The sequence below is a fragment of the Pseudomonas sp. AIG genome, assembly GCF_977020205.1.
In genome coordinates this window covers 25,420-52,013 of the sequence record NZ_CDROCK010000009.1, presented here as the reverse complement: position 1 = coordinate 52,013, position 26,594 = coordinate 25,420, and the positions used below count along the sequence as shown (strand labels likewise).

Here is a 26,594-nt window from a genome sequence, read left to right as displayed (position 1 = left end):
CTGGAACGCCCGCCCCCCTCCGTGGGATGATCGCCCGCCTCGCGCGACCATCCACCGGAGATTCACATGTCATTGTTGAGCAAAAAAGCCGTCGTCCTGCTGGTGGCGGCCCTCGCCGGTTTCGGCGCCCTCCACGCGCAAGCAGCGAAGGAAAAAGCCAGCGCCGAGAAAGTCTCGATGCTCGATGGCAAATTCACTTTTGTGCTGCCTAAAGGTTTCATCGCCGACCCGCTGCCGGCCAGCCCGAGCGGAACCAAGGGCACGATGTACACCAACGAGGCCACAAAAACCGTGGTCATTACCGCTGAAAACCAAATCCCCGAAGGCCAGCACGTCAAGGACAACGACGGCCAGTTCCTCGACAGCACCGTCTCGAGCTTCATCGACGACCAACGCAAGGCCCTGCCGGACTTCAACAAACTCAGCGAAAAAAGCCTGACCCAGAAAGGCACCGGCCTTGGCCTGCGTCAGGTCGACAGCACCGCGACCCAGGGCGGCGGCCAGACCCTCAACACTACGCTGATGGCCGGCTCCGGGACGAAAATGGCGCTGGTGCAGGTGATCTCCCGCGCCAGCGACAAGAAAGGTCACGATGCTTTGGTGAAAACCATCCTCAAGGATTGAGCTGCTGCAGCCAGCCACTCAAGTCGCGCAGCTCGGCCGCACTGATACTGTGGCCGACGCCGGGATAGGCATGGAACTGCGGCTTGTAGCCCAGCTTCTGTAGCTGCGCATTGGCCTCGGTGCCGTCGTGGTACGGCACGCGATCATCGGCGGTGCCGTGGCCGATAAAGATACTCAGCGGCAACGGCTGCTGCTCGCCTTTGAGTTCAGCTTTCAACACTGGCAATAAACGCCCGCTCAACGCAGCGATCCCGCCGACAGCGACTGGCGGCCGCAGTCCCACCTCGTAGGTCATCATCGCGCCCTGGCTGAAGCCGATCAGGTACACCTTGCTCGGGGTGGTGTGATATTTCTGCGCCGCTTGCGCGATAAAGTCGCGCAGCTTCTGGCCACTGACCTTCAGATCATCGGTCTCGCCGTTGTAGGCACCTTCACCTTTCTTGCGAAACCACTGGAAACGCCCTTCACCGAGCGACAACGGTGCTTGCACCGACAGGTAGTTGTATTGCGCCGGCAGCTGAAATTTCATGCCGATCAGATCGGCTTCGTTACTGCCGTAGCCGTGCAGAAAAATCACCAGCGGTCGCGCCTCGGCGTCAGCGTGCACCTGCTCGATGTACTTGAGCGGCAGATCGGATTGCAACGTGGTTTGCGCCTGCACGGCGCTGGACGCCAGCAGGGTCAAGAGAGCAAAGACCTTCAACATAGAGCCTTCCTTCACGGAGAGTCGGGTTCGGGGGGAGCCTAACATCCTGCGGCGAGGATCAACATGTTGGGTGCTGCTGATGGCCCCTTCGCGAGCAAGCTCGCTCCCACATTGGAAATACATTCCCCTGTGGGAGCGAGCTTGCTCGCGAAAGGGCCAGTGAATCCAGTGAAGATCGTCAGTCGTTGGTCAATTTGCCTGTACGAAACGCCACCCGCCCCGCCACTTTCGCCTGCCAGATCCCCGGCTCGGTGTAACGCCCGCGATCCAGCGCAAACAACACCCCGCTGGTGCCAGCGCGCACGGTGGTGACGTGATCCTGCAACGGATCGACCACTTCAAACAGCGCATCGCCCTGCTCCACCCACTCGCCGGCATTGCGCAGAAAACTGACCACACCATGGTGCGGCGCAAACAGGTATTCGGTGCCCTCGAACGGCAGGCCTTCGCAGCACTCGCTCGGCGCCGTCGGCCACTCGCCGCTGATAAAACCCTGCTCGGCGAGGAAACCGAGAATCGCCTCACAATTGGCCTGCGCCTGATCGACCCGGGTGTCGCCCATGCTGCCCAGTTCCAGCGTGGTCGCCAGGTTCGCCGCCGGAATCGCGGCATTCGGGAATGCCCGCGCCAGACGCAGCCAAGGCGTCGAGCAGGATTCATCGAACGAACTGCCGCCGGAATCCTCACACAGCAATGCCACGCCGGCCTTCAGACGCGCCGCCAATGATTGCCACTGTGGCCAGTGCTGCGGCAGCGCGTACAAGTGAATCGCCGCGTCGAAATCGCAATGCAGATCGAGGGTGATGTCGGCATCGCAGGCATGGCGCAGCAACAAACGATGCAACGCTTCCAGTTGCGAGGCTGGGGCCGGCAGCTCATCGAAGACCTGACCCATGGCTTGACGGATCAGCGCAACGTTGGCCTCGGCATCCGCGCCCAGACGCGCACCGATCAACGCCGCGACCGGTGCGCTGAGTTCGACGAAGGCGCGGTTGAAATTCTTGCCGCTGCCCAATTCGAAGCGGCCCATGTGCGCGCCTTGCACGTGTTGATCGAGGCCGATCGGGTTGGCCACCGGCACCAGCTCGATCACGCCCTGCAAACGGCCCTGCTGCTCGAGTTCATTGAGGCGTTGCTTGAGTTCCCACGCGGTGCGCATGCCCGGCAGTTCGTCGGCGTGCAGGCTGGCCTGGATGTACACCTTGCGGGTGCCCGCGCCATAGCGAAACACGCTGAGCGAGCGCTCGCTGCCCAAGTGGCTCCAGGGCAGAACATGGTCGATGCGTTGCATGGGAAGACTCCTGCAGTCTGGTAGATCTGGATCAATGAGATCCCTGTGGGAGCGAGCTTGCTCGCGAATGCAATTTGACAGTCAATAAAGATGTTGAATGTTAAACCGAATTCGCGAGCAAGCTCGCTCCCACAGGGATCTCCATCAGTAGAAAGAAAGCATAAAAAAAGTGGCCACCGCGCAAACGGGGCCACTTTTTTCTACGGCGTATTAATGGCCGTACACATCAAAGTCGAAGTACTTGTCCTGGACTTTCTTGTACTCGCCATTGGCGCGGATTTCGGTGATGGCTTTGTTGAATTGCTCGGCCAGCGCGGTATCGCCCTTGCGCACCGCAATGCCAGCGCCGCCGCCGAAGTACTTGGCGTCTTCGTAGGTCGGGCCAACGAATTCAAAACCTTTGCCGGCGTCGGTTTTCAGGAAACCGTCGCTGAGGTTGACCGAGTCGGCCAGCATCGCGTCGATACGCCCGGAAACCATGTCGAGGTTGGCTTCCTGCTGCGAGCCGTAGCGCACCAGATCGATCCCGGCTGGCACCAATACTTCGGTGGCGTAACGGTCGTGGGTACTGGCACGCAGCACACCGACTTTCTTGCCCTTGAGCTCGGTCAGCGGGTCTTTGACACCGGAGCCTGCCTTCATCACGAAGCGCGCCGGGGTGTGGTAGTACTTGATGGTGAAATCGACGTTTTTCTTGCGATCATCGGTGATGGTCATCGACGACAGAATCGCGTCGATCTTCTTCACTTTCAGCGCCGGGATCAGGCCATCGAACTCTTGCTCGACCCAGGTGCATTCGACTTTCATCTGCGCGCACAGCGCATCGCCGATATCGACGTCGAAACCGTCGAGTTTGCCGTCAGGGGTTTTCATCGAGAATGGCGGGTAACCGGCTTCGATACCGATGCGGATCGGCTTGGCGTCTTCGGCCACAGCGGTCAGGGACAACATCGACAGTGCCAGGGCACCGAACATCACTAGCTTCTTCATTTATAACTCCTGTGTGCGGAGGCTTTTATTGGCAGCTTTCGATTCAGCGTTCGGTCATGGCCAATTGGCTACAAACACCGAAGTGGCCGGCAGTCTATGGCGGCGCGCACAGGGCAAATTGTGTTTAAGCGACAAATACTTATGAAAGATCGGCGCACCGATTGACCGGTGTCAACGGGTGCGCCGTCGTGGTGCAAAGGCTGTAGGACAAGCGCTTTTTTTGCTCAGGAATTCTCTTAAACGGACGTCAGCATTCGCAGCCGATGGCGGTTTTGCCGACTGGCTCAACGCTCAGTTGAAAGCCTTCATCCAGCCATCCAGTAACGCCGCCAATCATCTCCTTGACCGGGTAACCCAGTGCCGCCAGTTTCACCGCTGCCTTGTTCGCGCCGTTGCAGTGCGGGCCGGCGCAATAGACCACGAACAGCGTGGTTTTCGGGTAGTTCGCCAGTTCTGCCGCCGTCAGCAAACGGTTCGGGATATTGATCGCGCCCGGCACATGCCCGCGCTCAAAGGCCAGCGGCCCACGGACATCGACCAGGACAAAATCGATCTCGCCGGCCTCCTGGCTGCTGAACACGTCAGAACAATCGGTTTCGAAAGTCAGACGATTGCTGAAGTGCATCAGGGCGATTGCCGACGGAGCGGCAGGGATGTCGCGAACCAGACTGACCATGGGTGTTGCTCCTTTATCTGAACGGGTGTGAGCAGACTTTAACGAGCGGCCGCTTGCGGCTACAGTGGCGCACAAGACACTCACCGGGAATTTTCCGCCAAATGCCGACATCACCAGGTCTGGTCGCGATTCTGGCCTACGACGGCCTCTGCACATTCGAGTTCGGCATTGCCGTGGAGGTCTTCGGCCTGACCCGGCCGGAGTTCGATTTCCCGTGGTACACCCACGCCATTGCGGCGGTCGATCAGGGCCCGATGCGCGCCTTGGGCGGCATTCAGGTGCTGGCCGACGGCGGTCTGGAATTGTTGGCCGAAGCGCGCACCATCATCATTCCCGGCTGGCGTGATCGCAACGCGGCGGTGCCGGAAGAATTGCTCGACGCGTTGCGTCAGGCCCATGCCCGGGGCGCGCGATTGCTGTCGATCTGCTCCGGTGTATTTGTGCTGGCGGCCACCGGCCTGCTTGACGGGCATGGCGCCACCACCCATTGGCGTTACACGGCGGAACTGGCGCAGCGCTTCCCGGCGATTGCCGTCGATCCGGACGTGCTTTATGTCGACTCCGGGCAATTGATCACTTCGGCGGGCAGCGCGGCCGGGATCGATGCCTGCCTGCATCTGGTGGCGCGGGACTTCGGCACGCAAGTCGCCAACTCGGTGGCGCGGCGCCTGGTGATGTCGCCGCAACGCACCGGCGGTCAGGCGCAGTTCATTCCGACACCGGTCAGCCCGACGCCGCGCAATGATCTGTCGCGGGTGATGCAGTGGGCGCGCGAGCGTTTGCATGAACCGCTGGAAGTGCGTGATCTGGCCAGTGAAGCGGCGATGAGTGAGCGCACGTTTCTGCGGCGTTTTACCGAGGCCAGTGGGCAGTCGCCGAAGGCGTGGTTGCAGCATGAACGGTTGGCGCGGGCGCGGGAGTTGCTGGAGAGTACGCCGCATAACACCGAGCAGATTGCCGAGCGTTGCGGTTATCGGTCGGTGGAGAGTTTTCGTGTGGCGTTTCGAGGCGTGGTGGGTGTGCCGCCGTCGGTGTATCGGGAGCGGTTTGGGCGTGAGGTCAGGGTCGATTCCTGAGGTGATTTTGAAGGCGCCTTCGCGAGCAAGCTCGCTCCCACAGTTTGGAATGCGTTTCCCCTGTGGGAGCGAGCTTGCTCGCGAAAGCGCCGGGTAAAACGCAGCATCATTTAGACATCAGCCACAAGGCTACAGCGCCTTGCGCCTTTGCCTACAACTACGCCAGAATCCGCCGGCTTGTGCGGCTTGGGAGCTGCCGGTAACTTGGTTCGCGTCACTGAATGTTCAGTGATCGGGTTTAGTCGCTCGGTTTCATCTCTAGCTTGCAAGCAGTTATTCAGTCTGGCATCTCCATGCCTGCACTCAATGGCGGCTATGCGTAGGGCGCTTTCGAGCGCGCCGGTAATGCTTGGGATGCCGGTCGACTAACCTGCGTATAGCTGCCACCTAATGTTTAGTCGCAGAACGGTGTCAGCCTCATTGAGGTTTCCCAGCATATGTTCAAAATTACGCCAAATCCGCCCGAAACAGACGCGGAAATCGATCCAAATCCAACGTCCCCCTATTCCACCCCGGGTTCCAGAAAACTCCACGAAGCCGCCGAACGCGCCCTCGACCATTACCTGAAACCCACACCGCCTTCACCACCGCGCAGACCCAGCACCATGTTCCTCGTCGACCCTAACACCGGCGCCGAAGACCTCATGGCCCACGCCTGCGAATCCATGGCGTCGGCCAGCGTCATGCTCAGCGACTTCGCCGCCCTGCTCGACTCGCCCTACCGCAACACCGTGCTCGGCATCCAGCAAGTGGTCATGCTCGGCGAACTCGCGGTCAACCGCGCCCTCGACAAAATCGAACCCGCCCTGAGGCAATAAACATGTCCAACAAAACCGATGCACAAGTCGTCGCGGCACTGGTGGCGATGGGTTTCAACGAACGGGACGGACGCTGGGCGCAGAACACCTGCCTGGTGCTCTTTGAAAGCGAACGCGAATCCATCGTCGCCTCCGCCGTCACCGTCCTTCCCCAACTCGATGAACTGGAAATCGACGCCGTGCTACCCGCACTGCGCCGCGTAACCCGCCGGTTCCCCTCACTGCAAAGAACCGTGGCCGACACACTGGCCGAGATGGCGTACGCAGCCTGATTGACCGCGTGATCGTTCTTCGCGAGCAGGCTCGCTCCCACACTAGATCTGCGGTGTACTCAAATCCCATGAGCATCCGCGATCAACTGTAGGAGTGAGCCTGCTCGCGATGGCGTTCTTTCTGCTAACAGATATCTGAAAACCAGACCATAGGAAGGCCCGAGCGAGTTGGCGTACCTGCCGATGTACCCATCCTGATTTTTTACACTTGTAACAACTGTCGCAATTTCAGACCCGTCCTACATCCATCAAACGTCCATTCATTTAGCGTCCGCATCGTTTTCTGACGAAAGAACAAGGACGCTCATGGCGCGAAAGACAGACAGACCTCGGGTTCAAAACCCACCGGCCGGTGACGGACACCACATCACTAGCCGCTATATGACCGACAGCGAGTTGGCAGAGCGGGAAGCTAGACAAACCGCCTATGACGACATGCTTGCCAGACAGCAAGCCTACGAAAATAGCCTAATCAAACAACCACAACAGCCTATGCCCGATGCAAAAGGTTGCGTGTTCGCTAAAAGCTGCCAGCTTCCGGATGGTGTAATCAACCATGTCAGTAGTACCGGATTTATTCCGGTCGAGAAGTTGGCTGATTTTGGAGAGTTGTCTTTGTTGGGCGGCCGCGAGCGAGACACTGCTGGGAACATCCCGCTAAAAAAAGTAGGAGGCCGTAATTTTCCCGCTGCGGCAGGAACGCTTCTATTAGCTACGACTACCACTGCAAGCCCAGGCGCAAGTGCGGTGAGTGGTGCAAGTGCAGTGACGGGAGGTGTTGTCGCTGGTGCATTGCTCGGCATGGTTGCTCTGCTTTGGCCTTCGAGTTTGGGCGACAGCTCGCTATACACAGAAGAACAACTTAAATCGCTTGAGAAAGGTCGCACTCGTGTCCGATTGCGTTTAGAACAACAAGCCGACGGCACCTTGAAAGGATATGGGTACAACACCCAGACGCGCAGCGATTGGGAGATGATTCCTGTCGTACGATTCGTGAAGCAAGGCACCCATCAAGTCGCAGATTTCGGTAATGGCGCAAAATTGATCTGGACACCCGCCGTAGACCCCACCAAGACAACGGTAATTCCACCGTTGGAAAGCACGCCACGAATACCCCAAATTTGGATTTACCCGCCGACTGAGCAAGCAGACAAGATCATCGTTAATCCGGTTTACCCGCCTGAGTACCGAGATTTCATCCTTGTTTTTCCTCCAAACTCGGGAATTAAACCCCTTTACATTGTTTTGGCGCTTGAGTTCGATGCAGCCAGTTACCACGGCAAAACAGATACATCCATAAAAAGTAAAGGACCAACCAATGGTCAGGAAGCGCTAGAAAACTCGGTTCAGGTCAAACCTACATCACCACGTAGAATCGGAGTTGATCCAGAAACAAATGAGCTAGTCGTCTTCGATCGCACAGGTGGAGATGTCTATCACGGCCACGTAAGGCCATGGGATAAACTTCACCAAGATATGAAAAATGCGCTGATCAAGGCTAAAAAAGTAGACAACAAAGGCAGAATCCTGGGAGATACAAAGTGAGCCTCATCTATCAAGATCCATCCATAAGCCATGACGAGGCCATAAGACTCCTTTCCAGTGACAAGGATGCAAACGTAATCGCCGCACTCGTATCCATTGGCCTGAATGAAACCGATAGAAAATGGGCTCAGGACATCTGCCTGAAACACCTCACCAGCACAGCCGAAGCAATTGTGGCCGCTGCGGCGACTGCACTCGGGCACATCGCTCGCCGACATGGCGAGCTGGATACTGAAACAGTTTTTGCGGCACTCGAATCAGCCAAGCAAACGCACCCTTCACTGCAAGGAATCATCGAAGACACGCTTGACGACATAGACGTATTCACCTGATCCACCCTGACGGCATTTGGATGAAGTAACGGACTTCATCCAGATCAACGCCCCCCACCTCAATCCTCCCGCGTCAGCACTTCCAACAACTCAATCTCAAACACCAGATTCGAATTCGGCGGGATCTTGCCCATCGTCCGCTCGCCATACCCCAGATGCGCCGGCACCAGCAATTTACGTTTGCCCCCCACCTGCATCCCCATCAAACCCTGATCCCACCCCTTGATCACGCGCCCGGTGCCAATCACGCACTGAAAAGGTTTGCCGCGGCTGTAGGAAGAATCGAACTCGCTGCCGTCTTCCAGCCAACCGGTGTATTGGGTGGTGATCAGCGCGCCTTTGACAGCGGCTTTGCCTTCGCCGACCTGAAGATCGATTACCTGCAGTTCATCATTCATAACATTCACTCTATTGTTCAGCCGGCCGCCGTTTTCCCAGAAATGCCGGTGATTGGCAACCTGCCAGCGCAGATCAACGTGGTATCGGAACCGAGTATTGAAGCATTAACATAGCCAACCGCCACTACCCCACGGATCGACCCGCCATGCTGGCAGCGCCCGAATGACTCTGTTCTGGATCAGCCTTGCCATGGGCGCGAGCATGCTCGCCATCATCGCCCTGCTGCTGTGGCGCGAACGCGGTTTGCGCCGGCAGCTCGCGCACTACCGGGATCTGCTGAGACGGGCCGCCGACGGCCAGAACATTCAGCAGGACGGCGACGTCGAGCGTTTCAAACGCAGCCAATACTTTGCGCGCATCGGTACGTGGGACTGGGAAGTCGACACGGACCGGCTGTACTGGTCGGATGCGATTTACGGCATGTTCGGCTTCAAGATCGGCGAGATTACGCCGTCCTATGCGTTGTTCTGTTCCTGTGTCCATCCGGATGACCGCACCAAGGTGCGCGAAGGCGAACTGCGTTGCCTGGAAACCGGCGAAAACCATGATGAGGAATACCGCGTGGTCTGGCCCGACGGCACGATTCGCTGGCTGCGGGAAACCGGCAACGTGGTGCACAACGACCACGATGCGGTGGTCAAGATGATGGGCGTGGTGCGCGACATCACCGAAGAAAAAGCCTCGGCCAGCTACCTGCAGCACCTCGCCCACTTCGATCCGCTGACCGGGCTGCCCAATCGCTTGGTGCTGGAACAACGCTTGTCCGAAGCACTGGATCACGCGCGGCAGACCGAGACCCGCGTCGCACTGGTGTTCGTCGACCTCAACGGTTTCAAAACCATCAACGACCGCTACGGCCATGCCGCCGGCGACCGCGTGCTGATCACCACGGCAACACGGTTGAAACGCATCCTGCGCGCCACCGACACCGTCGCGCGCATTGGCGGCGATGAGTTTGTGGTGATCCTGCAAGACCTGTCGCCGAGCCTGAGTTTGCAGGACGAAGCCCGCAGCATCTGCCAGAAAATTTTCATCGAACTGTCGCCCCCGATCAGCATCGGCAACGACCAACGCCACATCGGCACCAGCCTTGGGGTGGCGGTGTTTCCGGACCACGCGACGGCGATGGACCGGTTGCTGCACATTGCCGATCTGGCGATGTATGAGGCCAAGCGCAGTGGCAATAATCAGTATCGGTTGGGGGGTGGGCAGGTGATGAATCAGGTTCGGGTCGAGTAGCTCGATCAGTCCGCAGGCAGGCCAAACGGAACGCCATTGAAGGTATGCGTGCAGCAACGGCAATGAGGCTTCATCTCTTCGACACTCAGCTGCGGATTGACGATTTGCAGCTGCTTTTGCTCATCGACGAAGAGGCCGTTGAAGTAGGCCGACTCGCCCAGTCGCACAATGTCCTTGCGATCGTCTTCGTGGATGGCAACCATCCAGAACACCGGCTCTGGCCGATCAAGGCGAGATACCGCTTCGCTGAAAATCTCATCCCAATGACCGCCGACGCGGGATAACAGAAAACGAAACAACGGCGTGTAGTCGTAGCCGTGGTGTTTGATGCCATGCATCGAGCCGCGCGTGGCCTCGCTGCGGCTTTGCGCTTTGGTGTTTCGTTGATCCCGGTAGTGCCCGCCGGGGTTGTTGCGCCAGACATTGTGGGCGGTGGTGTTTTCTTTGCGGTACAGCGGTTTCTTTTCCAACCTGTTGCTCCTGACTTGCCTTCACTCGAAACGCCCCACGGGTTTTACCCGAACGGCGCTCGATTGCAATCAACCGTCCATGGCTGATTGTTGCCGGAGGTTTAACGCGGGACCGGTTTCATCTCGACAATGGTGCCGTTGGTGATCATCACCATGACGTACTGGTCATTGATCTGTACCCATTGCGCCTGATCAACAGGTTTTTTCAGACCCTTGGCTTTCCAGTCGACGGCTTTTTCACTGCGCTGATAAATATCCGGGGCGCGGTCGTTGACCTTCAGTTCACGGTCGCTGGTCGGCGATTGGACGGCCTGTTCATTTGAGGTTTGCGCCGCTTGAACAAGTGGGCTGATCCCGGCAATGCCGGCGACGAGGGCCAGGCTGGCGATTAGGGTTTTGCTGTTCATCGGTGAACCTCCTGAATTGGTAGTACCTCAACTCCGACTGCGTGGGGCGGGAATCATTCCTTTTTTGCCGGGGGTGGGCGCTAGAGGTCATTGAAATTTGGGTGTCCTGGAGACAAAAGCAAAATCAAGAGCCCCTCACCCTAGCCCTCTCCCGGAGGGAGAGGGGACTGACCGAGGTGTTTGGCAGAAGTGCGCCGACGTGCGATACCGAGCCGAATGCAAGTTTCAAAACCAACCGAAATCGGCTCCCTCTCCCCCGGGAGAGGGCTGGGGTGGCGAAACCATAAACAGCCGTTACAGCAGCAATGGATGTGTCCCCAAAAAAACCATTGATCCGCCCTGAACATCAATCCATGCCAACAATGCAATTAACAGATTGTTACATCTGCGCCACCATCCACCTCAATAAAAACCGTGCGCCGCCCTCCCGTCGCGCACGTCATAAAAGCGGTGGAGTACTTTTCTATGACAGCCTCAATCCCACACAGCGGCTCGCGGGCCGGCGCCATTTTCCGAGTGACCTCGGGCAACTTCCTCGAACAGTTCGATTTCTTTCTGTTCGGCTTCTACGCCACGCAGATCGCGGCGGTGTTCTTTCCGGCGAGCAGTGAGTTCGCTTCCCTGATGATGACCTTTGCGGTGTTCGGCGCAGGCTTTTTGATGCGTCCGCTGGGGGCCATTGTGCTCGGTGCGTACATCGATGATGTCGGTCGGCGCAAAGGTTTGATCGTCACGCTGTCGATCATGGCCAGCGGCACGATCCTGATTGTGCTGGTGCCCGGATACGAAAGCATCGGCCTGTTTGCTCCCGCACTGGTGTTGATCGGGCGCTTGCTGCAAGGCTTCTCGGCCGGGGCGGAACTGGGCGGTGTGTCGGTGTATCTCGCCGAGATCGCCACGCCGGGTCGCAAAGGTTTCTTCACCGCGTGGCAGTCGGCCAGTCAGCAAGTGGCGATCATTGTCGCCGCCGCTTTGGGCTATGCGCTGAACGCGTGGATGGCGCCGGATGTGATTGCCGATTGGGGCTGGCGGATTCCGTTTTTCGTCGGTTGCATGATCGTGCCGTTCATCTTTTTCCTGCGCCGTAACCTGGCAGAAACCGAAGAGTTCGCCGCGCGCAAACACCGCCCGAGCATGGGCGAAGTGTTCCGCACCCTCGGTCAGAACTGGGGCGTGGTACTTGGCGGCATGTTGATGGTCGCGCTGACCACCACCGCGTTTTACCTGATCACCGTGTACGCGCCGACCTTCGGCAAAACCGTGCTGCACCTGAGCACCTCCGACGCGTTGCTGGTGACCTTGCTGGTCGGTGTGTCGAACTTCTTCTGGCTGCCGATTGGCGGCCTGTTGTCCGACCGTATCGGCCGCCGTCCGGTGCTGATCGCCATGTCGCTGCTGGCCTTGGCCACGACTTATCCGGCGCTGTCGTACCTGGTGCAGGCGCCGAGCTTCAGCCACATGTTGCTGTCGCTGTTGTGGCTGTCGTTTATCTACGGCTTGTACAACGGCGCGATGATTCCGGCGCTGACCGAGATCATGCCGGTGGAAGTGCGGGTTGCCGGTTTCTCCCTCGCCTACAGCCTGGCCACAGCGATTTTCGGTGGTTTCACCCCGGCGATGTCGACCTTCCTGATTCAGTACACCGGCGACAAAGCTGCGCCGGGTTACTGGATGAGCATCGGTGCGCTGTGTGCCTTGTGCGCCACTCTTTATCTGTACCGCCGTGCCGGTGGTCGTCTGCAACCTGTCGCGGCCTGAGGAAAACTCGCCATGAAAAAACTATTTACTGTCACCGCCCTGCTCGCCGGTCTCGCGTTCAACCTCGCGGCCCAGGCCGAGGAATTGAACGTGATGACCTCCGGCGGTTTCACCGCTGCCTACAAGATTCTCGGGCCGAAATTCGCCGCCGCCAGCGGCAACACACTGACCACCAGCCTCGGCCCGTCGATGGGTAAAGCCCCCGAAGCGATCCCCAATCGTCTCGCGCGCGGCGAGCACGCCGACGTGGTGATCATGGTCGGCTACGCCCTCGATGACTTGATCAAACAGGGCAAGGTCGACCCGGCCTCGCGCGTTGAGCTGGCGGATTCGCGGATCGGCCTGGTGGTGCGTGAAGGCGCGCCGAAACCGGACATCAGCAGCGTCGACGCCTTGAAGAAAACCCTGCTCGACGCGCAGTCAGTGGCTTACTCCGACAGCGCCAGCGGCGTCTACATCGAGCAGCAGTTGTTCAAGAAACTGGGGATCGAAGATCAGCTGAAACCGAAGGCAAAAATGATCCCGAAAATCCCGGTCGGCTCGGTGGTTGCCACCGGCGACTATCAACTGGGCTTCCAGCAGGTCAGCGAATTGCTGCCAGTGCCGGGTGTGAGTTTCGTCGCGAAGATTCCGGAATCGGTGCAGTCGGTCACGCGTTTTGCTGCCGGGATTCCGGTCGGCGCACAGCATCCGAAAGAAGCCAAAGCGCTGCTCTCTTATCTCGCCGCGCCGGCCGCGCAAGCTGACGTGCAGGCCACCGGACTGGACTCGGTCAAGCGCTGATAATCGGCGGCTGGACCTTCATTTCCACCACCAGCCCCTCCAGTTCCAGTGCCGCCGGGGTCAGCGTGCGACCCCGGCGCTTGATGATGCCAACACTGCGCATCACCTGCGGATCGGTCAGCGGCACCCGCGTCAAAATTGGATGATCCGGCCCCGGCATCGCCATCAGCGGCACCGCCGCCACGCCCAACCCCGCCTCCACCAGACCGATCATCGTCGTCACATGCCGGGTTTCGCAGATACTCGAGCGCTGCGGCACCACGCTGCTCAACGCCTGATCGAGCAGAAAACGATTGCCGGAGGTCTTGTCGAGCGAGATGTAATCCTGCTGATAGAACTCGTCCCAGCTCACGCTGCTGCGCCCGGCCAACGCATGATCGCGGCGACAAGCGACGACGTAGCACTCCTGCACAAGCGGTTCGAACTCGACTTTGGCATCCTGTGTGCCGAGAAAACTCAAGCCGAAATCCGCCTCGCCATTGACCACCGCACTCAAGACATCGTGCGCGCTGGAGTCGAGCACTTTGACTTTGATCCGTGGAAATTGCTGGTGATAGCGCGCGACCACGCGCGGCATGAAGTAGTACGCCGCCGAAGGCACGCAGGCGACGGTGACATGGCCCAGACGCGTCGAAGCGACTTCGCTGATGCCCAGCAACGCGACATCCAGATCATCGAGCAAACGCTCGACACTGGGCATGAAGCCGCGTCCGGCCTGGGTCAGGCTGACCTTGCGCGTGGTGCGTTCGAAGAGCTTAACGCCGAGGGCGTCTTCAAGCTTCTCGATGCGCCGGCTCAGCGCCGGTTGCGACAGGCGCACGGTGTCGGCGGCCTTGCGGAAACTGCCCTGCTCGACCACGGCGCGAAAGGCTTGCAGGTCGTTGAGGTCGAAGTTGATGGCCATGGCGGGACTCGGGAGATTGATTCGCTTAGGCTATAAATGTAACCAATTGATGCCAGATATTACAGAAATGATGAAGATCCCCTGTAGGAGCGAGCTTGCTCGCGAGTGCGATCTACCAGTGACAAACCTGTTGACTGACACTTCGCTTTCGCGAGCAAGCTCGCTCCCACATTGGATCTCCAGTGGCCTATAGGTCTGTGTAACCCTTATCCTTGTCCCCCCCGCCGTACCGTTGTCAGGAGTAACCCCCCATGCCCCATGAAGGCAATCTGTTGCAAGCCGCTGTCGTCTTTCTGTTCGCGGCCGTGCTCACCGTGCCTTTGGCCAAACGCCTGCAACTGGGTGCCGTGCTCGGTTATCTGTTTGCCGGGGTGATTATCGGTCCTTCGGTGCTGGGCCTGATCGGCAACCCGCAGAGCGTGGCGCACATTTCCGAGTTGGGTGTGGTGTTGCTGCTGTTCATCATCGGTCTTGAGCTGTCGCCGCGACGTTTGTGGGTGATGCGCAAATCAGTGTTCGGCGTCGGTCTGGCGCAGGTGCTGCTGACGGCTTCAGTGATCGGCGTACTGGCCTTGTCGGTGTTTGGCCAACCGCTGAACAGCGCGATTGTGCTCGGCCTCGGTCTGGCACTGTCCTCAACGGCGTTCGGCCTGCAAAGTCTGGCCGAGCGCAAAGAATTGACCAGCCCCCATGGGCGCTTGGCGTTTGCAATTCTGCTGTTCCAGGACATCGCCGCGATCCCGTTGATTGCGCTGGTGCCGATGCTCGCCGGCGGTGCGCACGACACCAGCAATGCCGAAAGCCTCAATCATGCCTTGCAAGTGCTCGGCGGTATCGCCGTGGTCGTGGTCGGTGGGCGCTATCTGTTGCGTCCGGTGTTCCGCGTGGTGGCGAAAACCGGTTTGCCGGAAGTGTCGACGGCCACGGCGTTGCTGGTGGTGATCGGCACGGCGTGGTTGATGGATCTGGTCGGTGTGTCGATGGCGCTGGGGGCGTTTCTCGCCGGTTTGCTGTTGGCGGATTCGGAATATCGCCATGAACTGGAAGCGCAGATCGAGCCGTTCAAAGGGCTGCTGCTCGGGCTGTTTTTCATCAGCGTCGGCATGGGTGCCAACTTGAGTTTGCTGCTCAGCGCGCCGATCACCGTGCTGGGGCTGACGCTGCTGTTGATCGGGCTGAAATTGCCGCTGCTGTTCGTCGTCGGGCGTCTGGCCGGTGGCTTGAACAAGGTCAGTGCGATTCGCCTCGGTATCGTCTTGGCGGCGGGTGGTGAATTCGCCTTTGTAGTATTCAAGATCGGTCGTGATCAGGGCTTGTTCGAACCGCGCCTGTACGATTTGCTGGTGCTGACCATCACCTTGTCGATGGCGGTCACGCCGTTGTTGCTGTTGCTCTGCGCGCGGCTGGTCAGCCCGAAAGTGCAGCCGGTGGAAGTGCCGGAAAAATACCGTGAGATCGACACTGACACGCCACGGGTGGTGATCGCTGGCATGGGCCGGATGGGCCAGATCGTCGCGCGTATCCTGCGTGCGCAGAACATCAAGTTCGTCGCACTGGACACCTCGGTGGAAACCATTGAACTGTCACGCAGCTTTGGCGGTGTGCCGGTGTTCTACGGCGACCCGATGCGCCCGGAAATTCTTAACGCGGCCAAGGTCGGCGAGGCGGAATATTTCGTGATTGCCACGGATGATCCAGACACCAACATCAAGACGGCCGAGGTGGTGCGCAAGCTGTATCCGCACATGAAGATCATCGCCCGGGCCCGTAACCGTCAGCACGTGCACCGCTTGGTCGATGTTGGCGCGGAGGCGATTCGTGAGACGTATTACTCAAGTCTGGAGATGAGTCGGCGCACGTTGGTCGGGCTCGGTCTCACCCAGGCTCAGGCCGATGCGCGGATCAAGCGCTTCAAGCACCACGACGAACAGGTGCTGGAGGCGCAGCACGCGATCTACGACGACGCGGCGAAAGTCCTGCAAACCGCCCAGGAAGCCCGGGCGGAACTGGCGCGGTTGTTTGAGTCGGACCAACTGGAAGAAGAATCCCGCAAAACCTGAGCCACACACAAAACCCCGTGTGGGAGCGAGCTTGCTCGCGAAGGCGGTGTGTCAGTCAACATCTAAATGACTGACAGATTGCATTCGCGAGCAAGCTCGCTCCCACAGGGGATATGTGTCACGCCGGCTCTAGCGTGCGCTCCTGTTTGACCGGCGCCACCTCAAACCGGTCTGCCAGAAACGGCGTGATGTCCAGCGGCAGCGGTTCGTCGTTGACCAGTTTGTCCAGCAGAACGCCAGTAATCGCCGAGGTCAAAATCCCGGTGCGGAAGTGGCCACAGGCATTCAAATACCCTTCCACCCCACGCATCGGCCCGAGAATCGGCAACTCATCCGGCGAACCCGGACGCAAGCCCGCCCACGTGCGTTTCAGATTGACGTCCTTGAGTTCCGGCAGACAGCGCACCGCACCCTGCACCAGTCCGGCGATTTCCGGGTAGGTGGTGGTGACGTCGAAGCCTTTGTCTTCGGTGGTGCTGCCGATCAGGATCTCGCCGTTGTCCTTCTGCGCCACGTAGCAGTCGCTGGTGGTCAGGCAGCCGTTGAGGATTTTCGGCATACGCTCGGTGAGCAGAATCTGGCCCTTCACCGGTTTCACCGGGATGCGAATCCCCGTCGCCCACTCACTCAAATCCGCCGCCCACGCGCCGCTGGCGTTGATCAGTGTCTTGCAGTGGAACACGCCCTCTTCGGCCGTTTGCACACCGGTGACGCGACTGCCGTGGTGCAAGACGCCGGTGACGTTAGTGTTGACGAAAATATCGACGCCGTTCTGCCGCGCGCCTTCCATGTAGGCATCGGCGAGGCGGAACGGGCTGACCTGATGGTCGCAAAGAAACTCCAGCGCCCCGCGTGCTTCATGGCTGACGCTCGGCTCCGACTCGCGCAGCGCCGCCTGATCGAGCCAGCGCACCTGGTCGGCCAGATGCGGAATGCAGCCGACGATGTGCTCGGCGTAGAGCCGGTCTTCGTCGTCGTAAATGACGAATTTCAGCCCGGTCTTTTCGAACTTGAAATCCATGCCGTGATTGTCTTTCAGCTCTCGGTGCAACGCCGGGTACAGCGCGTTGGACTGCAGGGCAAAATCGAAAAACGACTCTGGCAGAATGTGCGGCGTGCTCGCGTCCACCGCCACCGCCGCGCCCTGGGTTTCGCGCTTGCGGTTGGCCGACATCATGCGGAAGAAAATCACCCCGCAGCCGAGGCCGACCGACTCACCGATCGCCCACAAACCGCCGGCCGAAGCGCGCGTCGCGTTGCCCGGGCGTTTGGCATCGATCAGCGCGACCTTGAGGTTTTTGCGTTTCGACAATTGATAGGCGCAGGACGCCCCGATCACGCCGCCGCCGGCGATGATCACGTCATAGAACTTACTCATGGGCAGCGGCCTCCGTGCCGACAGACTGGAACGCGGAAAAAGGAATCGGATCGATCGGAAAACGCGGGCGCAGCCAACCGACGTCCTTGCGCCCGGTGGCCTGGCGCAAGCGATCGCTGCAATAGCCAACGCACATGCGCCCCTGGCAATCGCCCATGCTCACGCGGGTGCGCATTTTCAGGCTGGCAATGTCTTGCACGCCCTGCTCCAGCGCCAGGTCGATGTCGGCGCGGGTGGCGTGTTCGCAACGGCAGATCACCGTGTCGGCGGCGGGTAATGCGGTCTGGCCGACGCCGCGTTCGGTGTAGCGATCCACCGCCGCGCGGAAACGCACGATGGCTTTGAGTTTGCTCAAGTAGCGGTCGCGGCGCACGCGGGCCAATTCCTCTTCGAGCACACCGCGTTGCAGCAGAATCGAGGTTGCGGCGATCTTGCCGGCGAGCATCGCTGCTTCACCGCCGCGAATTCCACCCATGTCGCCGGCCAGATGCACGTGCGGTTCGTTGCTTTGCTGCCAGACATTCGCATTGGCACGCAGATAACCGTCGTCGCTGAAGCCATGATCCAGGCCCATCTGCTGGCTCAGTTGCGTGCGCGGAATAAAGCCGTAACCGACCGCGAGGGTCTTGGCTTCGAAGCGCTCGACGCGGCTCATGTCCGGCTCCCATGTCGCCGAGTACGGCGCGACGCTGACGCTTTTCAGCTCGCCCTCGCCATGCGCCTCGACCACGCCCCAACCGTAGTTCATCGGGATGCCGTGCAGTTTCAGGTAGGCGAGCATGCTCAAGCCATCGAGAAACAGCTGCGGCTTGTTCAGCAGCGCCAGACTTTCGCGGGCAATCTTGCCGAACGCGCAAGCCTCATACACACCGGCGACGCTGACGCCCGAGGCATGCAACTGCGTCGCCACCAGCGGCAGCAACGGCCCGGTGCCGGCGATGATCACCGGCCCTTGCGGCTTGACCACGCCGCTTTTGATCTGCAATTGCAGACCGCCGAGCATGATCACCCCCGGCAAGGTCCAGCCGGGAAACGGTACGCTGCGTTCATGGCAACCGGCAGCCAGGAGCAACTGCGGATACTCGATCTCGTGCAGGTGCTCGTCGCCATCGAGCACCACCAGCGCGCGAGTGCCTTCAGCGCCGACCACGCGATGGTTGAGGCGCACGTCGATCAGCCCGGCCTGCTCCTGAAAATCACCGTGCAGTTTGCCCAGCGCTTCGGAGTAGCGCGGGCCGAGATAATCCAGTTGCACGCCGTCACGCAGCGGCCCGCGATAGACCACGCCGCCGAGGCGCGAAGCTTCTTCGAGCAAGGTGCAGCGCACACCGTGGCGCGCCAGTTCGATGGCTGCCGCCATCCCCGCCGGGCCGCCGCCGACGATGACCGGTTGCAGGTTCATACGATCACCTCTTGCGTGGTGATGCGGTTGACCTGGGTTTCGATCTGCATGCCGTCGCGCACCACGGTCTGACAGGCACGGCGTTTGTGTCGGCCATTGATTTTCACCAGACAGCACTGACACACGCCCATGCCGCAATAGGCGCCGGTGATCTGGTCGTGATCGTTGCGCGCGATCTGGCGCACGCCGAGGGACTGGATAACGCTGAGGACGGTTTCGCCGATAGCAGCGCTGACCGCTAGGCCATTGATGTGGACGGTCATATCCGCCTGCGCCAACGGCTGGATATCGAAAGTTCTTTCTTGGCAGTGCATTGCGATGTTCATCCGTGAAAGTTCGGTTGAGGTGGTGTCAGCTCCTTGCTGCACTACAGCGTGTCGACGCGTTTATTGTGGCTGTGAGGGGGCGTCGGCGCGGGTACTTCGTCAGCGCAACAAGGTGCGCGTGAAGCACTGTAGTTCATACCTCAGCAAAGGCCGGGATCATTTACGTTAGGCGATCTCGCTCGACGAAATATTGATCCAGGCCAGTGAAAGCGGTTGGATTGTCCAACGATCAATTGGAGAAGACGAACTGCCCTTTGATCTTCTTCGCACCGATGAAACCGAGGTCCGGGAACAGCAGGGATTTGATCCAGGCGGCGTAGAACACAATGGCCAGGGTGATGCCGACGGCAATCACAGTCGACAGTGGATCTTCCTCATAGCCCTTGAACAGGCGTGAAACCTGACTGATGGTGAGGAGGACGTAAACGGTGTAAGCCGCCGCCACGTTCTTGTAAAAGCCCCATGCAAACAACAGCGGAATGCCACCCGCGATCAGCAACATGGTCAGTGCCAGGCCAGCGCTTGCGTCATAGAACAGGAAAAAACCGAAGACTGCGCCGATCAATGCCTGGATGCAGGTCAACACCACCAGCAGGGTGACTTTGAGTGAATGCTTTGCTCTGAGGGCCGGATCCGGACGCCCGCCAATCCAGGCCGCCAACACGCGATCCTTGACCGCACCGCCCGACAACGCTTTGAACGTTTCGGTTTTCGAGCGCCCGGCTTCGAGCATTTCCACCAACTGGCGTTTGATTTCCTTCTTGTCCAACGTGTTCATCCTTAAAGAGAGGTAAAAGCGGCCAATCCACTTCCGGCGGCGATTCTCGCCGTTGGCCCCGCAGAAAGCAAAAAGCCGCTCCCACCCGAAGGTGGAAGCGGCCGAGGCATGGGCCTCAATGGAGCAATCAGTGCACGAACAGGGCGATCAGGATGATGATCGGGATTGGCACGCCGAGGAAAAACAGCAGTAGTGAGCGCATGGTCATGCTCCTTGTTTAACGGACTGGAGTGGTCGTGGTGTAGGTGTCGACTTCAACGTACTCGACGGCATCCCGGCGACGACCGCCGTAGGTGGCCGCGAGGCTGGCGAAGAACGCACCGGCCAACAGCGAGATGAACATCCACAGCGAGGTCCAGGCAGCGACTTTCGCAGCGGTGTCGGCGGCTTGTTGAGCTTTCAGCTTGGCGTCGGCCAGGGCTTTCTGAGTGCGGGCGTAGATTTCATCGACGCGACGCTCGGCATCGGCCTGAGTCAGGTTGGTCCGTTGGGCGACCAGTTGCGCGAGGTAGGTACGGTCTTCGGCACTGAGCTGACCGTTGGCCAGGCTTTGCGCGAAGATCCGCGCCACGGCGCCATGCGCGGCGTCATCGCTGACGGAGGCTGGACGGTCATCGCGGAACAGGCTGTCAATGTAGTAACCGTACTGATTGCTGTCGGTGTTGGCCGCAGCAGAACCGGCCGCTTGGGTCATGGCACTGGCTGCACCGCCGGCCACACTGGCACCGGCCTGCACACCACCACTGATGACGCTGCTGACCGAACCGACGACCAACACAGCGGTGACCAACGTCGCCACACACCAGGCGAGGAAGCCATGCGCGGTGTCACGGAAATACACTTCATCGCCGTGCATGTTCGCCCACTTCACCCGCAGGCGACCGGCGATATAACCGCCCATACCGGAGGCGATGATCTGCGTCGCCGCCAGCCAGACGATTGTCGAAATGCCAAGGCCCTTGGCGCTGACGCCCTCTCCGGCCCACGGTGAAACGGCAGAGAAACCCAAACCGAACCCGAGCAACACCAAAATCATCGACAGTGCAGCGGCAGCCGCAGCACCGGCGAAGATCGCGCCCCAGGACACGCCCGAAACGCTGCTCGACTCTTCAACGGCGGGATAAAACCCATCAGGGGATCTATTCATTGTTGTTCTGCTCCAGGCATGAAAAATGGTGTTACAACTCGTCATCAGAGGAATTGCAGCGACCGTGCCATTCGCAGAAATTAAATAAATCGTCTTTTTTCAATCACTTAGAAAGAATGAACTTCCTCATTCCATGCAAATTGCAACAACAGCCGAATAACAGCGGGTTTTATGCATTGGCACAAATGCCAGTTATTTGCGTTTGTAGCTCTTGTTACCGCTTGGGGTCAGGCAATACACCCCGCCGCGTGGGCCAGTGCAGAAGGAACCGGTGCCGCAGGCGCAGCCATCATCACTTTGCAGGAGGTTTTGCGGACGGGCCTGCTGGCGCTCGCCAAACATCGCCGCGCAGCTTTTCTTCGAGCCGCTGATGGAGCCGTCATTGCACAGGAACAGGTCGCCGTCGCAGCGGTCAATCCCGCCTTTCTTACCGGAACACGGCGTGTTCGCGGCCCATGCCGAGACGCTGAACAGCACCAGCAACAGACTGACGGTTGGCATCCAGCCACGGCGAATTGAAAGACGCACAGAACCACTCCTTATGGATTTTATGGCCAGATGATATCAACGTTGCGACAAATAAATCCCCAAGGCGCGCAAATGACAGCTACAACATGAAAGTTAATTTAAAGCGTCGCCGGAATTTCTTGGCAAAATGCTGCCATTCCGTTTGAACCGATCAGCAGGCCTGCCTATGACTCGTATCTTGACCATCGAAGACGACGCCGTGACCGCGCGGGAAATCGTCGCCGAACTGAGCAGCCACGGGCTGGAAGTCGACTGGGTCGACAATGGCCGCGAAGGTCTCGACCGCGCCGTGAGCGGCAACTACGACCTGATCACCCTCGACCGCATGTTGCCCGAACTCGATGGCCTGGCCATCGTCACCACGCTGCGCACCATGGGCGTGGCCACACCGATTTTGATGATCAGCGCCCTCTCCGATGTCGACGAGCGTGTGCGCGGCTTGCGGGCCGGCGGCGATGATTACCTGACCAAACCGTTCGCCACCGATGAAATGGCCGCACGGGTCGAAGTGTTGCTGCGCCGGCAAAACAGCGGCGCCACTCAGGCGACGACGCTGCAGGTCGCCGACCTCGAACTGGACCTGATCAGCCACGAAGCACGCCGTGCCGAACAAGTGCTGACGCTGCTGCCGACCGAGTACAAGTTACTCGAGTTCCTCATGCGCAACAGCGGCCAGATCCTTTCGCGGATGATGATTTTCGAGGAAGTCTGGGGCTATCACTTCGACCCCGGCACCAACCTGATCGACGTGCACATCGGCCGTCTGCGCAAGAAGATCGACGCCGCCGGCCATGTGCCGCTGATCCGCACGGTACGGGGCTCGGGTTATGTCATTGCCGAACCCGTCTGACGGCTGGCGTTCCTCCAGCAGCCGCTTGCTGGCGCTGTACAGTTCGCTGTTCGTGGCGTGGAGCGCGATCCTCATGGGGGTCATGTATTACGAGGTCTCCGGCTACCTCGACAACCTCGCCAAACATTCGCTGATGCAACGTCAGCATCTGTTTTCGCACTTTCGCGGCGCACAACTGGAAGACGCCCTCGCCGCCAGCATGACCTTCGACATTCGCGGCATCGACGCCTATGGCTTGTTCGATGCCGACGGCGTTTACCTCGGCGGTGCCTTGCAGCAGATTCCCGAGGGGCTGCCGCTGGACGGCAAGATCCACATGCTCGCCGACTGCGCCGACTCCGATGACCCGACCCTGCCCAATGACAGCTGCGACGCGGTCGCCACGCAAACCCGCGATGGGCGCTGGCTGGTGTTGTTGCGCGACAACGGCTCGCTGTTTGCGGTGACGCGGATCATTTTGCATGCGTTGTTCTGGGGCGTGTCGCTGACGATTCTGCCGGGCATTGCCGGTTGGCATTTGCTGCGGCGCCGACCGTTGCGGCGGATTCGGGCGATTCAGGCCAGCGCCCAGGCGATTGTGGCCGGCGATCTGACCCATCGCTTGCCGCTGTCCAACCGCCGCGATGAACTGGACATGCTCGCCGCCATCGTCAACGCCATGCTCGAACGCATCGAGCGCTTGATGAATGAAGTCAAAGGCGTCTGCGACAACATCGCCCATGACTTGCGTACGCCGCTGACGCGCCTGCGCGCGCAGTTGTATCGCATGCAACAACAGGCTGGCGAAGGCTCGCAGGAAGCGGCGCAACTGGATCTGGTGCTCGCTGAAGCGGACACGCTGATGGCACGGTTTCGTGGGTTGTTACGGATTTCCGAACTGGAAGATCGCCAGCGCCGCTCAGGTTTTGTCGAGCTCGACCCGGTGCAATTGCTGGAAGAACTGCATGAGTTTTACCTGCCGCTGGCCGAGGAAGGCGAGCTGCGTTTCGAGCTGAACATGCCGGAGACGCTACCGCCACTCAATGGTGATCGGGCGTTGTTGTTCGAGGCCTTGGCGAATCTGCTGAGCAACTCGATCAAATTCACCCCGCCGGGCGGCACGGTGATGTTGCGTGGGGTCAACGCGGGTGGGCAGACGCGGATTGAGGTGCACGACTCAGGTCCGGGGATTCCCGAGGCTGAGCGTGAGGCGGTGTTCCAGCGGTTTTATCGCGCCGAGGGTGGGCAGCCGCAGGGTGGTTTTGGCCTGGGATTGTCGATTGTCGCGGCGATTGTCAGCTTGCATGGCTTCAGTCTTGAAGTCGGCAGCAGTGATCTGGGCGGGGCAAAACTGGTGCTCGATTGCCGGCAGAGCCTGATCGAAAATTCCTGATTCGCGACAGGATCGTTCCCACGCTCTGCGTGGGAACGCTTCAAGGGACGCTCCGCGTTCCAGCTTGCGAAAGGGACGCGGAGCGCCCCGGGCTGCATTCCCACGCAGAGCGTGGGAACGATCATCAACTCAGGTTGGGTAATTGGCTCGGAGTGCCTCGAGGCCACCCTGGTAGATGCAGCTGAACAGCGCCACCACTTCCTCATCGCTCACGCCTTTGGCGTTGAAGCGCCCCGACCACGTCACCCGTGCGCCCTGCCCCTGTGCTTCAACCTTGATGGTTGCCAGATAATCAGTTGCCGGAAACGGCGCCTGTTCAATCGAATAGCTGTAGGTTTTCGCGGCGTTATCGAACGCCTGCAAACGCTCGACCACCACAGCGCCGTCAGCGGTTCGCAGCGTGCGCACGCGGCCGCCGTCGCTCAGCTCACTGTTGGGAATAAAGGGCAGCCAATCGGGCAGCGTGTTGAAGCCGCCGATCAATTGCCAGACCTGATCGGCCGAGGCCGGGATGTCCATGGTTGCAGATGCTGTAGGCATAGATAAATGTCTCTCTGGGGAATTCAGATGGTCAGGCTGTCGACCACGCCGCCATCAACGCGCAACGCGGCGCCAGTGGTGGCCGAGGACAGCGGCGAAGCAATGTAGGTGACCAGGTGCGCGACCTCTTCGACATCCGCCACGCGCTGGATGATCGAGGTCGGACGGGCCTTGAGCACGAAGGCGTCGGCTTCATCGCGCAGGTTGCGCCCGGATTCGGCGGCGGCATCCTTGAGCATGTCTTGCAGGCCATCGGTGAAGGTCGGCCCCGGCAGGATCGCATTGACCGTCACCCCGGTGCCAGCCAGACGTTTGGCCAGACCATGGGACACCGCCAGATTGGCGCTTTTGGTCACGCCGTAATTGATCATGTCGGCCGGTGTGGCGACGCCGGATTCCGAAGACAGGAAAATCACTCGGCCCCAGCCTTGCTCGACCATCGCCGGCACATAATGCCGTGCCAGACGCACGCCGGAAATCACGTTGACCTCATAGAAACGCGTCCACTCGCTGTCCGGCGCTTCGAAGAAATCCACGGCGTCGAAGATGCCGAGGTTGTTCACCAGAATGTCGGCACGCGGTTCCGCGGCGAAGAGTTTTTGCGCACCTTCGGCGGTGCCCAAATCGGCAGCCAAACCACGCAACTGCGCACCCGGGACTTTCTCGCGAATGCTCGCCAACGCCTGTTCGACCTTGCCCGTGTCGCGGCCGATCACCACCACCGTCGCGCCCGCTTCGGCCAGCGACTGGCTGATGCCCAGACCAATGCCGGCGGTGCTGCCGCTGACGATGGCCAGTTTTCCACTCAGATCAATCTTCATGCTTTCACCTCATCGATTGGCAATGGTGCACGTTCAGAAACCAGTTGGGCGTCGCGCATCGCCTGCCAGAAACCGGCAGGAATGATCGCCGACAACGCCGCGACATCTTCAGCGATGCGACCGGGTTTGCTGGCGCCGGGAATCACCGCCGCAACAGCGGGATTGGCCAGCGAGAACTGTAGCGCAGCGGCTTTGATATCGACGTTGTACGCGGCGGCGATGCGTTTGATCTGCTCGACCTTGGCGATGACTTCAGGGCTGGCCTGCTGGTATTCGAAGTGCGAGCCACCGGCCAGGATTCCCGAGCTATAAGGGCCACCGACGACGATTTCAACGTTCTGTGCCCGTGCCGCATCCATCAAGCGTTGCAACGGGCGCTCGTGATCGAGCAGCGTGTAGCGACCGGCCAACAGGAAGCCATCCGGCTGCGCTTCGCTGAGGTCGAGGGTCAGTTCACACGGCTCGACCTTGTTCACACCCAGGCCCCAGCCTTTGATCACGCCTTCTTCGCGCAAGCGGGTCAGCACTTTGAACGCGCCGGTGCGGGCCTGATTGAAGTATTCCAGCCATTGATCGCCATAGAAGTCCTGCGCGATGTCGTGCACCCAGACGATGTCGAGGCGATCGGTTTGCAGGCGTTTGAGGCTGTCTTCGATCGAACGCAGCGTTGCATCGGCGCTGTAGTCATTGACGATTTTGTTCGGCCGACCGTGTTCGAAAACACCACTTTTTTCGCCGAGATCGCGGGCGGCGGCGTCTTCGATTTCATCGAGAATCACCCGGCCGACCTTGCTACTCAGCACATAGTCGTCGCGCTTGTATTGCTTCAGCGCTTCACCGAGGCGGATCTCCGACAGACCGGAGCCATAGAACGGCGCGGTATCGAAGTAACGCACGCCGGCATCCCACGCAGCATGCACGGTGGCCTGCGCTTCTTCTTCGGGGATGGCGCGGAACATGTTGCCCAGTGGCGCGGTGCCAAAGCCCAGTTGGCCGGGCAGTTTGTCTTTCAAACTCATTGGATTGTCCTCATAGGTTCAGGGTCTGGGTGACCGTTGAGCAGATCCTAGATTGCGACACCGAGACCGTCCAAGACATAATG

29 protein-coding genes are annotated in these 26,594 nt (G+C 59.8%); 12 read left to right on the top strand and 17 right to left on the bottom strand.

The window, feature by feature from the left end:
• Positions 1-66: 66 nt before the first annotated feature.
• The gene (locus ACWR1S_RS08155; protein WP_186624566.1) at positions 67-624 is read left to right on the top strand and encodes a DcrB/PsbP domain-containing protein; all 558 of its coding nucleotides are present in this window, start codon (positions 67-69) and stop codon (positions 622-624) included.
• Here the strand turns inward: ACWR1S_RS08155 and ACWR1S_RS08150 are convergent.
• The 4 genes from ACWR1S_RS08150 to ACWR1S_RS08135 form a co-directional block, all read right to left on the bottom strand.
• The gene (locus ACWR1S_RS08150) at positions 614-1,330 is read right to left on the bottom strand and encodes an alpha/beta hydrolase (RefSeq protein WP_454563114.1); all 717 of its coding nucleotides are present in this window, start codon (positions 1,328-1,330) and stop codon (positions 614-616) included. The genes ACWR1S_RS08155 and ACWR1S_RS08150 overlap by 11 nt on opposite strands.
• 178 nt (positions 1,331-1,508) lie before the next feature.
• The gene (locus ACWR1S_RS08145) at positions 1,509-2,621 is read right to left on the bottom strand and encodes a succinylglutamate desuccinylase/aspartoacylase family protein (protein ID WP_454563113.1); all 1,113 of its coding nucleotides are present in this window, start codon (positions 2,619-2,621) and stop codon (positions 1,509-1,511) included.
• A 210-nt stretch (positions 2,622-2,831) separates the two neighbouring features.
• The gene (locus ACWR1S_RS08140; protein ID WP_454563112.1) at positions 2,832-3,611 is read right to left on the bottom strand and encodes an ABC transporter substrate-binding protein; all 780 of its coding nucleotides are present in this window, start codon (positions 3,609-3,611) and stop codon (positions 2,832-2,834) included.
• A gap of 247 nt (positions 3,612-3,858) precedes the next feature.
• Complete coding sequence (locus ACWR1S_RS08135) at positions 3,859-4,287, bottom strand: rhodanese-like domain-containing protein (protein ID WP_454563111.1); 429 nt, start codon at positions 4,285-4,287, stop codon at positions 3,859-3,861.
• A gap of 101 nt (positions 4,288-4,388) precedes the next feature.
• Between ACWR1S_RS08135 and ftrA the strand changes: the two genes are divergently transcribed.
• The 5 genes from ftrA (at position 4,389) to ACWR1S_RS08110 (ending at position 8,330) form a co-directional block, all read left to right on the top strand.
• On the top strand, positions 4,389-5,363 hold the full coding sequence (gene ftrA, locus ACWR1S_RS08130) for a transcriptional regulator FtrA (RefSeq protein WP_454563110.1): 975 nt from the start codon (positions 4,389-4,391) through the stop codon (positions 5,361-5,363).
• A gap of 437 nt (positions 5,364-5,800) precedes the next feature.
• Positions 5,801-6,181, top strand: coding sequence for a DUF6124 family protein (locus ACWR1S_RS08125; RefSeq protein ID WP_150775071.1), 381 nt, complete (start codon positions 5,801-5,803; stop codon positions 6,179-6,181).
• A gap of 2 nt (positions 6,182-6,183) precedes the next feature.
• The gene (locus tag ACWR1S_RS08120) at positions 6,184-6,453 is read left to right on the top strand and encodes a hypothetical protein (protein WP_454563109.1); all 270 of its coding nucleotides are present in this window, start codon (positions 6,184-6,186) and stop codon (positions 6,451-6,453) included.
• A 306-nt stretch (positions 6,454-6,759) separates the two neighbouring features.
• Complete coding sequence (locus tag ACWR1S_RS08115) at positions 6,760-7,998, top strand: S-type pyocin domain-containing protein (protein WP_320413140.1); 1,239 nt, start codon at positions 6,760-6,762, stop codon at positions 7,996-7,998.
• Entirely contained in the window at positions 7,995-8,330 is a 336-nt protein-coding gene (locus tag ACWR1S_RS08110) for a hypothetical protein (RefSeq protein WP_137216433.1), read from the top strand. Before ACWR1S_RS08115 ends, ACWR1S_RS08110 begins: the two co-directional genes overlap by 4 nt.
• Before the next feature lie 59 nt (positions 8,331-8,389).
• Here ACWR1S_RS08110 and ACWR1S_RS08105 read toward each other — a convergent pair whose 3' ends face one another.
• Entirely contained in the window at positions 8,390-8,728 is a 339-nt protein-coding gene (locus ACWR1S_RS08105) for an FKBP-type peptidyl-prolyl cis-trans isomerase (protein ID WP_053121462.1), read from the bottom strand.
• Between the two features lie 163 nt (positions 8,729-8,891).
• Here ACWR1S_RS08105 and ACWR1S_RS08100 point away from each other — a divergent pair, with 163 nt between their 5' ends.
• Positions 8,892-9,968 (top strand): diguanylate cyclase domain-containing protein, encoded by a 1,077-nt coding sequence (locus ACWR1S_RS08100; RefSeq protein WP_454563108.1) that lies wholly within the window; start codon positions 8,892-8,894, stop codon positions 9,966-9,968.
• 5 nt (positions 9,969-9,973) lie between these two features.
• Here the strand turns inward: ACWR1S_RS08100 and ACWR1S_RS08095 are convergent, their stop codons facing one another.
• Positions 9,974-10,438, bottom strand: a complete 465-nt coding sequence (locus tag ACWR1S_RS08095; RefSeq protein ID WP_093441034.1) for a hypothetical protein — start codon at positions 10,436-10,438, stop codon at positions 9,974-9,976.
• 101 nt (positions 10,439-10,539) lie between these two features.
• The gene (locus ACWR1S_RS08090; RefSeq protein ID WP_454563107.1) at positions 10,540-10,845 is read right to left on the bottom strand and encodes an RcnB family protein; all 306 of its coding nucleotides are present in this window, start codon (positions 10,843-10,845) and stop codon (positions 10,540-10,542) included.
• Between the two features lie 465 nt (positions 10,846-11,310).
• Between ACWR1S_RS08090 and tcuC the strand changes: the two genes are divergently transcribed.
• Both tcuC and ACWR1S_RS08080 read left to right on the top strand, forming a co-directional pair.
• Positions 11,311-12,603 (top strand): MFS transporter, encoded by a 1,293-nt coding sequence (tcuC, locus tag ACWR1S_RS08085; RefSeq protein WP_194936312.1) that lies wholly within the window; start codon positions 11,311-11,313, stop codon positions 12,601-12,603.
• 12 nt (positions 12,604-12,615) lie between these two features.
• Complete coding sequence (locus ACWR1S_RS08080; RefSeq protein ID WP_454563106.1) at positions 12,616-13,386, top strand: substrate-binding domain-containing protein; 771 nt, start codon at positions 12,616-12,618, stop codon at positions 13,384-13,386.
• Here ACWR1S_RS08080 and ACWR1S_RS08075 read toward each other — a convergent pair.
• The gene (locus ACWR1S_RS08075; protein WP_454563105.1) at positions 13,376-14,290 is read right to left on the bottom strand and encodes a LysR family transcriptional regulator; all 915 of its coding nucleotides are present in this window, start codon (positions 14,288-14,290) and stop codon (positions 13,376-13,378) included. The genes ACWR1S_RS08080 and ACWR1S_RS08075 overlap by 11 nt on opposite strands.
• A 251-nt stretch (positions 14,291-14,541) precedes the next feature.
• Between ACWR1S_RS08075 and ACWR1S_RS08070 the strand changes: the two genes are divergently transcribed.
• Positions 14,542-16,350 carry a monovalent cation:proton antiporter-2 (CPA2) family protein gene (locus ACWR1S_RS08070; protein WP_454563104.1) on the top strand — a complete coding sequence of 603 codons (1,809 nt, stop codon included), beginning with the start codon at positions 14,542-14,544 and terminating at the stop codon, positions 16,348-16,350.
• Between the two features lie 118 nt (positions 16,351-16,468).
• Here the strand turns inward: ACWR1S_RS08070 and hcnC are convergent, their stop codons facing one another.
• The 6 genes from hcnC to ACWR1S_RS08040 form a co-directional block, all read right to left on the bottom strand.
• Complete coding sequence (gene hcnC / locus ACWR1S_RS08065; protein WP_454563103.1) at positions 16,469-17,728, bottom strand: cyanide-forming glycine dehydrogenase subunit HcnC; 1,260 nt, start codon at positions 17,726-17,728, stop codon at positions 16,469-16,471.
• Positions 17,721-19,130, bottom strand: coding sequence for a cyanide-forming glycine dehydrogenase subunit HcnB (hcnB, locus tag ACWR1S_RS08060; protein ID WP_454563102.1), 1,410 nt, complete (start codon positions 19,128-19,130; stop codon positions 17,721-17,723). Before hcnB ends, hcnC begins: the two co-directional genes overlap by 8 nt.
• On the bottom strand, positions 19,127-19,444 hold the full coding sequence (locus ACWR1S_RS08055; RefSeq protein ID WP_454563101.1) for a (2Fe-2S)-binding protein: 318 nt from the start codon (positions 19,442-19,444) through the stop codon (positions 19,127-19,129). Before ACWR1S_RS08055 ends, hcnB begins: the two co-directional genes overlap by 4 nt.
• Before the next feature lie 241 nt (positions 19,445-19,685).
• Positions 19,686-20,225 (bottom strand): hypothetical protein, encoded by a 540-nt coding sequence (locus ACWR1S_RS08050; protein ID WP_116030229.1) that lies wholly within the window; start codon positions 20,223-20,225, stop codon positions 19,686-19,688.
• Positions 20,226-20,451: 226 nt separating this feature from the next.
• Complete coding sequence (locus ACWR1S_RS08045) at positions 20,452-21,381, bottom strand: membrane protein (RefSeq protein WP_007914999.1); 930 nt, start codon at positions 21,379-21,381, stop codon at positions 20,452-20,454.
• Between the two features lie 192 nt (positions 21,382-21,573).
• Complete coding sequence (locus tag ACWR1S_RS08040) at positions 21,574-21,882, bottom strand: YdcA family protein (protein WP_454563185.1); 309 nt, start codon at positions 21,880-21,882, stop codon at positions 21,574-21,576.
• Positions 21,883-22,075: 193 nt separating this feature from the next.
• On the opposite strand from ACWR1S_RS08040, the gene ACWR1S_RS08035 reads away from it, so the two are divergent.
• Positions 22,076-22,759 (top strand): response regulator transcription factor, encoded by a 684-nt coding sequence (locus tag ACWR1S_RS08035; RefSeq protein ID WP_007914996.1) that lies wholly within the window; start codon positions 22,076-22,078, stop codon positions 22,757-22,759.
• Complete coding sequence (locus tag ACWR1S_RS08030; RefSeq protein WP_454563100.1) at positions 22,737-24,131, top strand: sensor histidine kinase; 1,395 nt, start codon at positions 22,737-22,739, stop codon at positions 24,129-24,131. The genes ACWR1S_RS08035 and ACWR1S_RS08030 overlap by 23 nt, the downstream gene beginning before the upstream one ends.
• A gap of 129 nt (positions 24,132-24,260) precedes the next feature.
• Here the strand turns inward: ACWR1S_RS08030 and ACWR1S_RS08025 are convergent, their stop codons facing one another.
• The 3 genes from ACWR1S_RS08025 to ACWR1S_RS08015 are packed head-to-tail and all read right to left on the bottom strand — an operon-like array spanning position 24,261 to position 26,511.
• Complete coding sequence (locus tag ACWR1S_RS08025) at positions 24,261-24,671, bottom strand: SRPBCC family protein (RefSeq protein WP_454563099.1); 411 nt, start codon at positions 24,669-24,671, stop codon at positions 24,261-24,263.
• A 23-nt stretch (positions 24,672-24,694) separates the two neighbouring features.
• Complete coding sequence (locus tag ACWR1S_RS08020; protein WP_099756603.1) at positions 24,695-25,492, bottom strand: SDR family NAD(P)-dependent oxidoreductase; 798 nt, start codon at positions 25,490-25,492, stop codon at positions 24,695-24,697.
• Entirely contained in the window at positions 25,489-26,511 is a 1,023-nt protein-coding gene (locus ACWR1S_RS08015) for an aldo/keto reductase (protein ID WP_454563098.1), read from the bottom strand. Before ACWR1S_RS08015 ends, ACWR1S_RS08020 begins: the two co-directional genes overlap by 4 nt.
• Positions 26,512-26,594: the final 83 nt, after the last annotated feature.